The organism is Hanstruepera marina, assembly GCF_019880635.1.
Taxonomy (GTDB): domain Bacteria; phylum Bacteroidota; class Bacteroidia; order Flavobacteriales; family Flavobacteriaceae; genus Hanstruepera; species Hanstruepera marina.
The window spans coordinates 67,292-81,309 of record NZ_JAINVX010000002.1; the positions used below are offsets into that span (position 1 = coordinate 67,292).

Annotated in this window: 16 protein-coding genes; all 16 read left to right on the top strand. The window is 37.5% G+C overall.

The window, feature by feature from the left end; all coding sequences use genetic code 11:
• Window positions 1-49: 49 nt before the first annotated feature.
• The 16 genes from K7G76_RS07960 (at window position 50) to K7G76_RS08035 (ending at window position 13,942) form a co-directional block, all read left to right on the top strand.
• On the top strand, window positions 50-1,123 hold the full coding sequence (locus K7G76_RS07960) for a 2Fe-2S iron-sulfur cluster-binding protein (RefSeq protein WP_223033680.1): 1,074 nt from the start codon (window positions 50-52) through the stop codon (window positions 1,121-1,123).
• 65 nt (window positions 1,124-1,188) lie between these two features.
• Entirely contained in the window at window positions 1,189-2,145 is a 957-nt protein-coding gene (paaA, locus tag K7G76_RS07965) for a 1,2-phenylacetyl-CoA epoxidase subunit PaaA (RefSeq protein WP_223033681.1), read from the top strand.
• A 50-nt stretch (window positions 2,146-2,195) separates the two neighbouring features.
• Entirely contained in the window at window positions 2,196-2,483 is a 288-nt protein-coding gene (gene paaB / locus K7G76_RS07970) for a 1,2-phenylacetyl-CoA epoxidase subunit PaaB (protein ID WP_223033682.1), read from the top strand.
• Window positions 2,483-3,235 carry a 1,2-phenylacetyl-CoA epoxidase subunit PaaC gene (paaC, locus tag K7G76_RS07975; RefSeq protein WP_223033683.1) on the top strand — a complete coding sequence of 251 codons (753 nt, stop codon included), beginning with the start codon at window positions 2,483-2,485 and terminating at the stop codon, window positions 3,233-3,235. The genes paaB and paaC overlap by 1 nt, the downstream gene beginning before the upstream one ends.
• A gap of 67 nt (window positions 3,236-3,302) precedes the next feature.
• Window positions 3,303-3,803: a 1,2-phenylacetyl-CoA epoxidase subunit PaaD gene (gene paaD, locus K7G76_RS07980; RefSeq protein WP_223033684.1), complete on the top strand. Its 501-nt coding sequence runs from the start codon at window positions 3,303-3,305 to the stop codon at window positions 3,801-3,803.
• A 1-nt stretch (window position 3,804) separates the two neighbouring features.
• Complete coding sequence (locus K7G76_RS07985) at window positions 3,805-4,179, top strand: VOC family protein (protein WP_223033685.1); 375 nt, start codon at window positions 3,805-3,807, stop codon at window positions 4,177-4,179.
• A 37-nt stretch (window positions 4,180-4,216) separates the two neighbouring features.
• Entirely contained in the window at window positions 4,217-5,002 is a 786-nt protein-coding gene (locus K7G76_RS07990) for an enoyl-CoA hydratase-related protein (protein ID WP_223033686.1), read from the top strand.
• A complete protein-coding gene (locus tag K7G76_RS07995) occupies window positions 5,002-6,159 on the top strand; it encodes a 3-hydroxyacyl-CoA dehydrogenase NAD-binding domain-containing protein (protein ID WP_223033687.1) in 1,158 nt (385 codons plus the stop codon). The genes K7G76_RS07990 and K7G76_RS07995 overlap by 1 nt, the downstream gene beginning before the upstream one ends.
• A gap of 76 nt (window positions 6,160-6,235) precedes the next feature.
• Entirely contained in the window at window positions 6,236-6,640 is a 405-nt protein-coding gene (locus K7G76_RS08000) for a PaaI family thioesterase (RefSeq protein WP_223033688.1), read from the top strand.
• Between the two features lie 36 nt (window positions 6,641-6,676).
• Window positions 6,677-6,997, top strand: coding sequence for a GIY-YIG nuclease family protein (locus K7G76_RS08005; RefSeq protein ID WP_223033689.1), 321 nt, complete (start codon window positions 6,677-6,679; stop codon window positions 6,995-6,997).
• Window positions 6,998-7,027: 30 nt separating this feature from the next.
• Entirely contained in the window at window positions 7,028-8,245 is a 1,218-nt protein-coding gene (pcaF, locus tag K7G76_RS08010; RefSeq protein ID WP_223033690.1) for a 3-oxoadipyl-CoA thiolase, read from the top strand.
• Between the two features lie 46 nt (window positions 8,246-8,291).
• The gene (gene paaZ / locus K7G76_RS08015; RefSeq protein WP_223033691.1) at window positions 8,292-10,829 is read left to right on the top strand and encodes a phenylacetic acid degradation bifunctional protein PaaZ; all 2,538 of its coding nucleotides are present in this window, start codon (window positions 8,292-8,294) and stop codon (window positions 10,827-10,829) included.
• Between the two features lie 87 nt (window positions 10,830-10,916).
• Window positions 10,917-11,669, top strand: coding sequence for an enoyl-CoA hydratase/isomerase family protein (locus K7G76_RS08020; RefSeq protein ID WP_223033692.1), 753 nt, complete (start codon window positions 10,917-10,919; stop codon window positions 11,667-11,669).
• Window positions 11,669-12,292 (top strand): acyltransferase, encoded by a 624-nt coding sequence (locus tag K7G76_RS08025; protein WP_223033693.1) that lies wholly within the window; start codon window positions 11,669-11,671, stop codon window positions 12,290-12,292. Before K7G76_RS08020 ends, K7G76_RS08025 begins: the two co-directional genes overlap by 1 nt.
• On the top strand, window positions 12,289-12,606 hold the full coding sequence (locus tag K7G76_RS08030; RefSeq protein WP_255572957.1) for a GIY-YIG nuclease family protein: 318 nt from the start codon (window positions 12,289-12,291) through the stop codon (window positions 12,604-12,606). The genes K7G76_RS08025 and K7G76_RS08030 overlap by 4 nt, the downstream gene beginning before the upstream one ends.
• Window positions 12,599-13,942: a dihydrolipoamide acetyltransferase family protein gene (locus K7G76_RS08035; RefSeq protein WP_223033694.1), complete on the top strand. Its 1,344-nt coding sequence runs from the start codon at window positions 12,599-12,601 to the stop codon at window positions 13,940-13,942. The genes K7G76_RS08030 and K7G76_RS08035 overlap by 8 nt, the downstream gene beginning before the upstream one ends.
• The last annotated feature ends 76 nt before the right edge of the window (window positions 13,943-14,018 follow it).

A 14,018-nucleotide genomic window follows, 5' to 3' on the forward strand; every position in this document is an offset into this window, starting at 1 on the left:
AATTTTGTCAATCAAACTAACAAGTGTTAGTTAAATATTATAACACAATATGGCTCAATTCTATAAGCTAAAGATTCAAAATATATATAAAGAAACATCGGATTGTTCGGTTGTTGAATTTGAAATACCTCAAGACTTAAAAGCAAATTTTAAGTTCCGTCAAGGACAACACCTAACTTTAAAAGCCGATATTAATGGGGAGGATGTACGCCGTTCGTATTCACTTTGTTCTAGTCCTTTAGAAAATAAATGGAAGGTTGCAGTAAAGTTAATACCAGGTGGAAAGTTTTCTACATTTATAAATGAAGAATTACAGGCAGGAGACTCGTTGGAAGTCATGCCGCCAAGTGGTACGTTTGGTGTGGAGTGCGATACAACAAAACGAAAAAACTATCTGTTTTTTGCTGCAGGTAGTGGTATTACGCCAATTCTATCTATGATAAAAACGCACTTAGCAACAGAGCCCAACGCAACATGTAAGTTGTTTTATGTAAATAAAACAGCAAAATCCATTATCTTTAAGGAAGAGCTGGAACAATTACGAAACACCTATTTTGGAAGATTGGAAATCTATTATTTTTTGACCAAAGAACGTCGCGATATCGATTTGTTCAATGGTCGTTTTGATGACGATAAAATGCAGGTGCTCACCAAAACCTTTATAGATATTCCGGATACTAGCGAAGTGTTTTTGTGTGGTCCAGAACAAATGGTCAATCATGTAAGTGATTATTTAGTTAAAACAGGTCTGCCAAAAGAGATGGTGCATTTCGAATTGTTTGTATCAGGTCTTTCTGAAGAAGATATCAAGCGAGCCGAGCGATTGGCGCAACAAAATGTTGAAGGAACGGAAGTAACCATTATAGATGGTGGTAAAGAGTTTTTCTTTACCATGACCAAAGAGTATGATAATATTTTGGATGCCGCATTAGGAGCTGGAGCCGATTTGCCTTTTGCATGTAAAGGTGGTGTTTGCAGTACTTGTAAATGCCAAGTTAAAGAAGGAGAAGTAGAGATGAAAATCAACTATGCTTTGGAAGATAATGAGGTAGCCCAAGACTTTGTGTTAAGTTGTCAGGCCGTACCAAAAACAGATAAAATTGTTGTAGACTTTGATGTTTAAAATATATGTATGCCGAGAACAATCTAGGGATCTATGTATGAAAAATATTCACTAAACACTAAATTATGAGTGAAGAACAAATTAAAAATTTAGAAGAACAATTTGAAGCCCGTATTTTGCGGGATGATAAGATTGAGCCCAAAGATTGGATGCCCGAAAAATATCGCCAAACCCATATCAGGCAAATATCTCAACATGCCCATTCTGAAATTGTTGGAATGCTTCCTGAAGGAAATTGGATAACCAGAGCACCATCCTTAAGACGAAAAGTAGCACTTTTGGCAAAAGTTCAAGATGAAGGAGGACATGGTTTATATCTCTACAGTGCGGCTGAAACATTAGGTATTTCACGTGATGAAATGTTTGAGCAGTTACATACAGGTAAGGCTAAATATTCATCCATATTCAATTATCCAGCATTAACATGGGCAGACATGGGAGCTATAGGATGGTTAGTTGACGGTGCAGCAATTATTAATCAAGTAGCATTGTGTGGAACCTCTTATGGACCTTATGCGAGAGCTATGGTTCGAATTTGTAAAGAAGAAAGTTTCCATCAGCGACAAGGGTATGAAATCATGTTAAAACTTTCGCAAGGTACTCAAGAGCAGCGCGATATGGCTCAAGATGCCTTGAATCGTTTTTGGTGGCCAGCACTTATGATGTTTGGCCCAAAAGATGAAGACTCGCCACATACAGCACAGTCCATGAAATGGAAATTGAAGCGTAAAACGAATGACGATTTACGTCAACAGTTTATCGATCAAACCGTGCCCCAAGCTGAACTTATTGGACTTACCGTTCCAGATCCGGATTTAAAATGGAATGAAGAGCGCCAAAGTTATGATTTTGGCGAAATAGATTGGGATGAATTCTGGCAAGTAGTCAAAGGTCATGGGCCTTGTAATAAAGAACGCATGGACGCAAGAGTAAATGCCTGGGAAGGAGGTGCATGGGTTCGTGATGCAGCAATGGCCTATGCCGATAAAAAACAAGAAAGAAAAGCAAAACAAGCAATATAGTATTAACGATTGAAGATTTTAGAATCAACAATCAACAATCATAAATAATTATGTCAACAAAAAATTGGCCACTTTGGGAAGTGTTTGTAAGAAGTAAAAACGGATTGGAACATCGTCATTTTGGAAGCCTTCACGCAGCTGATGCTGAAATGGCTCTAGAAAATGCTAGAGATGTGTATACAAGACGTAACGAAGGAGTAAGTATATGGGTTGTAGAATCAAAACACATTACAGCTTCTAACCCCGAACATAATGGAGAATTGTTTGAGCCAGCACAAGATAAGGTGTATCGTCATCCAACGTTTTATAATTTGCCAGATGAAATAAAACATATGTAATGAAAGAAAATTTATATAAATACATACTTGGTATTGCAGACAATAGTTTGATTCTTGGTCAGCGTATGGGTGAACTATGTGGTCATGGGCCAAGTTTGGAAACAGATATTGCATGTACAAATTTGTCTTTGGATTTATTCGGTCAAGTACGAAGTTGTTATCAATACGCAGCAAAGATTTTAGGTGATGATAGAACTGAAGATGATATCGCTATGTTACGTAAAGAGCGTGACTATCTAAATGTGCTGCTAGTTGAGCAGCCCAATAGAGATTTTGCTTATGTCATCGGGCGCCAGTTTTTGTTTGATGTGTATCATCATTTATTTTTAACGGAACTGCAAAAAAGTAAGGATTTAACTTTAGCAGCAATAGCCAATAAGTCTATTAAGGAGGTTAGTTATCATCTGCGTTTTTCATCCGATTGGGTTAAGCGTTTAGGTGATGGAACAGAAGAAAGCCATGCTAGAATGCAAGAGGCAATTGATGGATTATGGACTTACACAGATGAGTTATTCCATCAAACAGAAGCGGATAAAGAAATGGTTGCCGAAGGAATTGGAGTAGACGTTACGAAACTAAAAGAAACGTATTATAATAATGTGGCAGGTGTTTTGACTGAAGCTACACTTCAAGTTCCAGAATTAAAATATTTTCAAAAAGGAGGGAAGCAAGGTATACATACGGAACATTTAGGATATTTATTGGCAGAATTACAATATATGCAGCGCGCATACCCTAATATGGAATGGTAACCAATTCCTGTGCATACAGGAATCCAAAAATAAAATGTCAACTCGAGTTTAGCCAAGAGGTCTCAAAATGGTAACGGAAAAGCAACATATAGACGAAGCCTTAATTCCAATTCTGGAACAGGTTTCAGATCCTGAAATTCCTGTTTTATCCATTATGGATATGGGAGTGGTTCGTTCTGCTAGTATTAAACAGGGTATTGTCTATGTTGAAATTACACCAACATATAGTGGTTGCCCAGCCATGGATGTCATTGGAGATGATATAATAAGCGCCATGTCTCAAGCTGGTTACAAAACAGAAGTTGAATTGATTTTACATCCAGCATGGACAACCGATTGGATTACACCAAAAGGAAGAGAGGCATTAGAAAAATATGGCATAGCGGCACCATTGGATGCTGAAGCTGATAAATCGGTGCTTTTAGAAGGAAAACAATTAGTCAAATGTCCGCAATGCGGAAGTAAAAATACAAAAATGGTCAGTCAGTTTGGTTCAACAGCATGTAAAGCACAGTTTCAATGTGAAGATTGCCAGGAACCATTTGATTATTTTAAATGTTTAAAGTAACATGGAAAAATCACCTCTTTTAGGTCTCCGAACGGTCGTTTATATGGTTGATGATTTGGATAAAGCAAAAGTTTGGTATGCCAAGGTATTTGGATCAAAACCTTACTATAATACAGCCTATTATGTGGGGTTTAATATTGGCGGTTATGAACTGGGATTGCATCCAAAAGAACGGGTTACTGAAACAGACAACGGAACAGTATTAACCTACTGGGGCGTTGATAATATAAGCGAGGTTTATAATAGATTGCTTGAAGCTGGAGCTACAACACATGAAGCACCAAATAATGTGGGAGGCGATATTACATTGGCTTCGGTCTATGACCCTTGGAATAATATTATAGGGATTATTTATAATCCCCATTTTAAATTATAATGCATTCCCTCGGGAATGCTTAATTAGTAAAAAAGGTATGAGCAGCAATTCAATTGCATTAAAAATTGAAAACAATATTGCGTACATCGCACTTAACCGACCTGAAGTATTCAACAGCTTCAACCGGGAAATGGCATTACGTTTACAAACCATTTTGGATGATTGCGAAAACAATCAAGAGGTTCGGGCCATCGTATTAACTGGTAATGGAAAAGCCTTTTGTGCTGGGCAGGATCTTAAAGAAGTCACAACGCCAGAATTGAATCCTGGTTTTAAAAAGATATTGGAAGAACATTACAACCCAATAATAACCAGAATTAGAAATATAAAAAAACCAATAATAGGTGCCATAAATGGTGTGGCTGCTGGAGCTGGAGCAAATATTGCCCTAGCGTGTGATGTTGTTGTGGCACATGAAAATGTCAGTTTTATTCAAGCCTTTAGTCTTATTGGACTGATACCTGATAGTGCCGGTACATTTTTCTTACCGCGTTTAATTGGGTTTCAAAAAGCATCAGCATTAGCTATGTTAGGAGATAAGGTTTCGGCAGAAGAAGCTGAAAAAATGGGAATGATTTATAAAGTCATTCCATTTGATAGTTTTCAAGAGGAAGTGAACAAGTTAGCACTTAAAATGGCCAATATGCCCACATTAGCGTTAGGGAAAATTAAGGAAGCTTTCAACCAATCGTTGACAAATAATTTGGAGCAGCAATTGGCATTGGAATCAAAATTACAAATCGAAGCTGCTCAATCAGATGATTACAACGAAGGGGTTTCAGCATTTGTTGAAAAACGTAAACCAACTTTTAAAGGAAAATAATGAACGTAGGAATAATCGGTTCAGGAACCATGGGGAGTGGTATTGCCCAAGTAGCAGCTACTTCAGGTTGTTCTGTAAAATTATATGATACTAATCAAGAAGCATTGGATAAAGCCAAAGCAAATCTTGAAAAAATATTAAACAGACTCATTGAAAAAGGTCGCATTGATTCCAAAGAAAAATCAAGAATTCAAGATAATATATCGTATGTCGATAGTTTAAAAGAGTTAGCAGATTCAAATCTGACGATTGAAGCCATTATTGAAAATCTTGATATTAAGAAAAAAGTATTTTCTGAATTAGAACGCTATGTGTCGGATGACAGTATCATCGCGTCAAACACATCAAGCTTATCCATTGCGTCCATTGCGTCATCATTACAAAAACCAGATAGGTGTATTGGTATTCACTTTTTTAATCCTGCACCATTAATGAAATTGGTTGAAGTCATTCCTGCTGTTCAAACTTCAAAAGCTGTTTTAGATGCTTCAGTTGAAACCATAAAAAGTTGGAAAAAAACAGTGGCTGTTGCTAAAGATACACCAGGTTTCATTGTAAATCGTGTGGCACGACCATTTTACGGTGAATCCCTACGAATTTATGAAGAAGGCATTGCAGATTTTGCCACGATAGACCATAGTTTAAAAACATGTGGTGGTTTTAAAATGGGGCCATTTGAACTAATGGATTTTATAGGCAATGATGTTAATTATACCGTAACAGAAACCGTGTTTACAGCGTTCTATTTCGATCCAAGATATAAACCAAGTTTTACCCAAAAACGATTTGCAGAAGCAGGTTATTTAGGACGGAAATCTGGGAAAGGCTATTACGACTATTCAGAAGCTGCGATGAAACCGGAACCAACGCAAGACATTGAATTATCACAATCAATTTTTGACCGTGTGTTAGTGATGCTTATCAACGAAGCGGCAGATGCTTTGTTTCTTAACATAGCTTCTGCAGAAGATATAGACAATGCCATGACTAAAGGTGTCAATTACCCAAAAGGATTGTTGGCTTGGGCTGATGAAAAAGGGATTGATTGGTGTGTTACAAAACTAGATGAATTGTATAACGAGTATCACGAAGATCGTTATCGTTGTAGTCCGTTGTTACGTAAAATGAATAGAGAGAATAAAAAGTTTTTTAATTAAAATGTCATTCAGAACGAAGTGAAGAATCTTTTGATGAGATTGCCACGTCCTTCGTCCTCGCAATGACAAAATGGATATGAAAGGAGAATTAATTCCACATAAAATGTTGAGTCTAGATCCATTCAGTACATGGTTGGGTATAGAAATTTTGGAATGTGAAATTGGTCGTTGCCGTGTTGCCATGACTGTACGGAATGATATGTTAAATAGTATGGGGAAAGCTCATGGTGGCATTAGTTATGCACTGGCTGACACCGCTTTTGGATTTGCAGCCAATACACACGGTAAATTTGCGGTATCCATCGAAACTAGTATTAATCACATTGAAGCATTGGAGGAAGGTGATTATTTAATTGCAGAGTCGGTCATTGAAAAGGTGAATACTAAGTTAGGATTTAATATCATAGAAGTCAGACGTGATGATGAATTGGTAGCTCTTTTTAAGGGAGTGGTTTATCGCACACAAAAAGATTGGGAATAAATTCCTGCGAAGGCAGGAATCTCATAAAGGATAAGGATGAAACACTGGTATGTCTATATAATGACTAATAAACCCAATGGAGTAGTTTATATTGGTGTAACTAATAATATTGATGAAAGAGTAAAAGAACATAAATTGAAGATATATCCCAAATCTTTCACTGCTAGATATAATTGTGATAGATTAGTTTATTTTGAAGAGTTTGAAAACGGAGAAGAAGCAGCAATTAGAGAAATGCAGTTTAAAAAATGGAAGAGAGACTGGAAAATCAAATTGATTGAAGAAATGAATCCTAGCTGGTCCGATTTAAGTTTGAATTGGAATCTAGGTGATAGAATATTCAGAAATAATAATTAAAAAGATACCTGCTTACGCAGGCATTTAAGAATGAAAGAAGCATATATAATAGATGGTATAAGAACACCAATAGGAAACTATAAAGGGACTTTGTCTGCTGTCCGAACAGATGATTTAGGAGCATTGGTCATCAGAGAAATAGTAAAGCGTAATCCGAATATCCCAAAAGAAGCTTATGACGATGTTATTATGGGTTGTGCCAATCAAGCTGGAGAAGATAACCGTAACGTGGCTCGTATGTGTTCACTTTTAGCGGGATTACCATATACCGTTCCTGGTGAAACTGTTAATCGCTTGTGCAGTTCAGGATTATCAGCAATCATTCACGCTAATAGAGCTATTAAAGCTGGAGATGGCGATCTTTTTATTTCTGGAGGTGTGGAGAATATGACCAGAGGTCCTTATGTGATGGCTAAACCATCTTCGGCATTTGGTGGTGATTCTAAACTTTACGATTCCACTTTTGGTTGGCGTTTTATAAATCCGATGATGGAAAAAATGTATGGTACAGATGGTATGGGAAACACGGCTGAAAACTTGGTGGAAATTCATAATATTTCACGCGAGGATCAGGACGTCTTTGCATATTGGAGTCAAATGAAAGCAGCAAAAGCACAGGAAAATGGACGGTTATCAAAGGAAATTATTCCAGTGGAGATTCCACAACGCAAAAAAGATCCCATCGTGTTTTCAAAAGATGAATTTGTTAAACCAACAACCACAAAAGAGATTTTAGCAAAATTACGCCCTGCTTTTAAAAAAGAAGGTGGTAGTGTGACTGCTGGAAATTCATCAGGATTGAATGATGGTGCTGCAGCTACCATTATCGCATCAGACGAAGCGGTCAAAAAATATAACTTAAAACCCTTAGCAAGAATCGTTAGTTCGGCTGTAGTTGGCGTAGAACCCAGAATTATGGGAATAGGTCCAGTTGAAGCTTCAAATAAAGCATTGGCAAAAGCAGGTCTAACGATGGACAACATAGATATCATTGAGCTTAACGAAGCTTTCGCAGCACAAGCTTTGGCGTGTACTAGAGCTTGGGGATTAGCCGATGATGACCCTAGATTAAATCCTAATGGAGGTTCCATTGCTATTGGTCATCCACTGGGTGTCACAGGAACTAGAATTGCGTATTCAGCCGCTTTAGAATTACAAGAGCAAAATAAACGTTATGCTTTGGTCACGATGTGTGTAGGTGTTGGGCAAGGTTATGCCGCAATAATTGAAAATGTAAATATTAAATGATTTGTCATTCCGCACTTGATGCGGAATCTGCTATAAAGTTTCAAGTATGAACAAAATACAACATTATGTCCAAGGGCAATGGACTACAGGTAAAGAAGAAGGTGCTCCTATTTGCGATGCCATTACAGGTGAAGCCTTTACAAGTGTGGCGATTGAAGGATTGGATATTCCAGAAGTTCTTAATTACGGACGAACCAAAGGCGGTGAAGTGCTTCGTAAAATGACTTTTCAAGAGCGTGGAAATATGCTTAAAAAGTTGGCGTTTTATTTGGTTAAAAAGAAAGATGCCTTTTACGAGTTAAGTTATAGAACGGGTGCTACTAAAATTGATAGTTGGATTGATATCGAAGGTGGTTTTGGTAATTTGTTTGCTAATGCATCATTACGAAAACTGTTTCCTAATCAACCATTTCATGTTGAAGGTGAACCTATAGATTTATCGCGTGGAGGGCGTTTTATGGCCCATCATATCATGGTTCCTAAAAAAGGGGTTGCCGTGCATATTAATGCGTTTAACTTTCCAGTTTGGGGTATGTTGGAAAAATGTGCTGTTAATTGGATGGCTGGAGTACCGGCAGTTGTTTTACCAGCGCCTTCATCCTCATACTTGGCAGAAGCAGTGGCGCGAGAGATTATTAATTCAGGTATCTTACCAGAAGGCGCTTTACAGATTATTAACGGAACTGTTAAAACCATTCTCGATACTGTAGAAAGCCAAGATGTGGTGACCTTTACAGGTTCAGCTTCAACAGGAAGATTATTAAAGGCACATCCTAGATTAATACAAGAATCTGTACCATTTACTATGGAAGCTGATTCGCTAAATGCATCCATTTTAGGTGAAGATGCTGTTCCTGGAACTCCTGAATTTGATCTTTTTGTTAAGGAGGTTAGAAAAGAAATGACGGTAAAAGCTGGTCAGAAGTGTACAGCCATCCGTAGAATTATAGTTCCAGAAAATTTGGTTGAAGATGTCCAGATTGCATTGGGTAAAGCATTGGATAAAGTAACTATTGGTGACCCAAGATTGAAAGAAGTAAGAATGGGATCGCTAGTTAGTAAGCAACAAGTTGAGGCTGTAAAAAAATCAATTTCTGATTTAGCCAAAGAAGCTGAAATGGTATATGGGAATTTGGATAAAATAGACACTATTGGAGCAGATGCTGATAAAGGTGCTTTTATAAGTCCTGTGGTATTTAGAACCGATAATCCCCTGCAAAATACCATTGTGCACGAACGTGAAGCTTTTGGGCCAGTAAGTACCATTATGCCTTACAAAACGTTGGACGAAGCAGTTCAGTTAGCACAAATGGGTAAAGGGTCGTTAGTGTCATCCATTGCAACCTTTGACGATAAAATAGCGTCTGAATATGTTATAAACGCAGCCAGTCATCACGGACGTATTTTAGTCATTAATCGTGAAATGGCAAAAGAAAGTACAGGTCATGGTTCACCACTGCCAACACTGGTTCATGGAGGTCCAGGTCGAGCAGGAGGTGGAGAAGAAATGGGAGGAATGCGTGGTATAAAACACTATTTACAACGCACTGCCATTCAAGGAACACCAACCACATTGACAGAAATTACAGGTATTTATCAGCAAAATGCCAAGTATAAGGAAGCTGATGAGCATCCGTTTAAATACCATTGGGAAGACATCCAACCAGGTATGTCGCTCAAAACCCACAAACGAACAATTACGGATACAGACATTCAAAATTTTGCCAATTTAACTTGGGATCATTTTTATGCACATACAGATATTACGTCTTTAGACGGAAGTATTTTTGAAAAACGTACTGCTCACGGTTATTTCATTATTTCGGCAGCAGCTGGTTTATTTGTGTATCCAAATAAAGGCCCTGTAGCGGCAAACTATGGTTTGGATAGTATTCGTTTTTTACGTCCATTATACCATAACGATACCATTTATGTACGATTGACCTGTAAAGAGAAAGTAGATCGTGATGTGGCATCAACAGAACATCCAAGTGGTATTGTAAAATGGCATGTTGAGGTATTTGATGCCAATTTTGAAAACAGACCACAAAGTCAAAAAACAGACAAGGACAGTCCTTTAGTTGCAGTGGCAACCATCTTAACAATGGTTCAGAAAAAACAAGAGACATTTGTTGAAATGACTGAAAAGAAGATTCAAGAATATCTTACGAAACTTACTGAAGACGCCAAGCCAAAATGGGGAACCATGTCGCCACAACACATGGTTGAGCATTTGGAATATACTTATAGAATTGCTTCAGGAGAAATACAGGATTTTGAAATAAAGACACCTGAAAAGATTTTGGAAAAAGTACATGCAACTTTGTACAGTTATGATAAGATGCCTCAAGAGTTTATGTTTCCGCTAGCTGAAGAATCAAAAATAGAAGAAACTGTACATGACAATTTGGATGAAGCCAAGGCCAAAATGCTTGAAGCCAGAAATGCGTATCTGGAATTTTTCAAAGAAAACCCAGAAGCTATTTTAAAAAATGCGGTGTTTGGCAACATGAATCGATATGAATGGTATTTATTGGAGCGTAAGCACCTGAATCACCATTTTGAACAATTTGGATTAATATAAATTGAAGTGTCATTCAGAGCAAAGCGAAGAATCTTACAAAAGATTGCCGCGTCACTTTGTTCCTCGCAATGACAAAAACATAAAAATATGAGTGACCCATACGTAAAGTTAGAAATAGAAAACCAAGTAGGCTATATAGAATTTTTTCATCCTGCACATAATTCTTTGCCAGGTGATGTTTTAGCAGAATTAGCCCAAACCATAACCGATACGGGAACAAATGATGCTATAAAAGTCATCGTATTAAAAAGTGGCGGAGACCGAACATTTTGTGCTGGGGCCAGTTTTAAAGAATTAATCAATATTAATGACGATGCCACTGGCAAAGTGTTTTTTTCTGGTTTTGCTAATGTGATTAACGCCATGCGAAAATGTCCCAAATTTATTATTGGACGTATTCAAGGCAAAACAGTTGGAGGTGGAGTAGGATTGGCAGCCGCTACAGATTATTGTATGGCAACGAAGTTTTCAGCTATAAAATTAAGCGAATTGAATATTGGTATAGGACCCTTCGTAGTTGGGCCTGCTATTGAACGTAAAATGGGATTAAGTGCCATGTCTCAAATAGCCATTGATGCGAATACGTTTTATCCAGCCGAATGGGCAAAAGATAAAGGCTTATTTACACAAGTTTTTGAAAGTACCGAAGCATTGGATGAAGCCGTTAAAGCCACTGCAGAACATTTATGTACTTACAATCCTGAAGCCATGAAAGAAATGAAAACCATTTTTTGGAAAGGCACTGAAGATTGGGATAACTTATTAGCTGAACGTGCGGCCATAAGTGGACGTTTGGTGTTAAGTGAATTTACAAAAGAGACCTTAAAACGATTTAAGTAGTGATTTACGAATTTCAAGGTTACATACCCGTTGTTCACGAAAGTAGTTTTGTGCATCCACTGGCGGCAGTTACTGGCAATGTGATTATCGGTAAAAACTGTTATGTTGGACCGGGAGCAGCCATTCGAGGTGATTGGGGACAGATTATATTGGAAGATGGTGTGAATGTTCAAGAAAATTGCACTGTTCATATGTTTCCGGGAAAATCAATCACCTTAAAAGAAAGTGCTCATGTAGGTCATGGAGCTATCATTCATGGGGCTAATTTGGGAAGGAATTGCTTGATTGGAATGAATTCGGTAATCATGGACGATGCCGAAATAGGTGATGAAAGTATTGTGGGAGCTATGGCATTTGTAAAGGCTGAAACCAAAATACCTCCAAGAAGTTTAGTAGTAGGAAATCCAGCCAAAGTTGTTAAGGAAGTGAGTGATGATATGATTACTTGGAAAGCTAAAGGCACACAGTTGTATCAGCAATTACCAAAAGAGTGTCATGACACATTAAGGGAAGTCGAACCATTAAGGGAAGTTCCAAAGGAGAGAAAGATGCAAGAAGATGTTTATCAAACGCTTCGGGAACATTTCCTGCGAAAGCAGGAATCTCATAAGAAACAAAAATGAAAAGTTGGATTGTCTATATAATGGCAAATAAACCAAATGGTGTAATTTATATAGGTGTGACCGATAATATTGATGAAAGAGTAAAAGAGCATAAACTAAAGATTTATCCAAACTCATTTACCTCCAGATATAATTGTGATAAATTGGTGTATTTTGAAGAGTTTAATAATGGGGATGAAGCACTTTTAAGAGAGAAACAATTCAAAAAATGGAAAAGGGATTGGAAAATAAAATGTATTGAAGAGATGAATTCTATTTGGATGGATTTAAGTATGAATTGGAATTTAAACTATAATAAGTTTAGACATGAGTGATAAAAAGATTCCTGTTTCCACAGGAATACATGAATTTAAAATGCCCAAATTGGGTGAAAGTATAACCGAAGCCGCCATTATTACATGGTTTAAGAATGTAGGTGATACCATTGAACAAGATGAAATGCTTTTGGAAGTTGCCACAGATAAAGTGGATTCTGAAGTACCTTCAACCGTTACAGGCGTAGTTGAAGAAATTCGGTATAAGGCAAATGAAGTTATTAAAATAGGAGAGACCATTGCTATTATCAAAACAAACGGTAAAGTTTCTGCGTCCAAAAAGAAAGAAACGCCTTCTAAAGTAGAAGATAAGTCTCAAAAGAAACAAGTCGAAAAAAAGAAACGACATGTCACATCGAGCGCAGTCGAGATGTCTCATTCAAACGCTCATTCGTTTACAGTTTCTAACGAAGATCGATTCTTTTCACCATTGGTCATTTCAATTGCAAAGCAACATCATATTAGTTTTGAAGAATTGGCAAGAATTCAGGCTACCGGAAAAGAAGGACGTTTACGAAAGAGTGATGTGTTCAATTATATAGAAGATGGTCGTCCCTACCAATTTGCTCAACCCATAGTTCAAGATCCAACAGCGTATCGTATTCCGCAGTTGAGATTTGATAAAGGCAAAGGTAAAATTGTAGAGATGGATAGAATGCGCCAAATGATCGCAGACCATATGGTGTATTCCAAGCATACATCACCACATGTAACAGCCTATGTTGAAGCCGACTTGACAAATATGGTCAATTGGAGAAACAAACACAAAAATGCCTTTCAGGAAAAATATGGTGAACGTTTAACCTTCACGCCATTATTTGTTGAGGCCGTTGCCAAAGCCATTAAAGATTTTCCAAACATCAATGCTTCTGTAGATGGGAAAAATATCATTGTTAAAGATGATATCAATATTGGTATGGCGACCGCTTTGCCAAGTGGTAATTTAATTGTGCCTGTGGTCAGGAATGCGGATTCCAAAAATCTTCAGGAATTAGCTACTAATGTCAATGATCTAGCTGAAAAGGCGCGTGACAATAACCTGAAAGCAGATGATATTCAGGGTAGCACATTTACAATTTCCAACGTGGGGACATTTGGAAGTGTTATGGGAACTCCGATTATTAACCAACCTGAAGTAGCGATTTTAGCATTAGGAATTATAAAAAAACGTCCAGAAGTAATAGAAACAGAAAAAGGGGATGAAATTGCTATTCGAAGTATGATGTATCTATCCTTGTCTTTTGATCATCGTGTGGTTGATGGATTTCTTGGAGGGAGTTTCGTGCGACGAGTAGCCGATTATTTTGAACAATTTGATGTAGATAGAGAAATATAATTGAAATGTCATTGCGAGGACGTAGGACGTGGCAATCTCTTTGAGATTCTTCGCTTCGCTCTGAATGACAAATAAA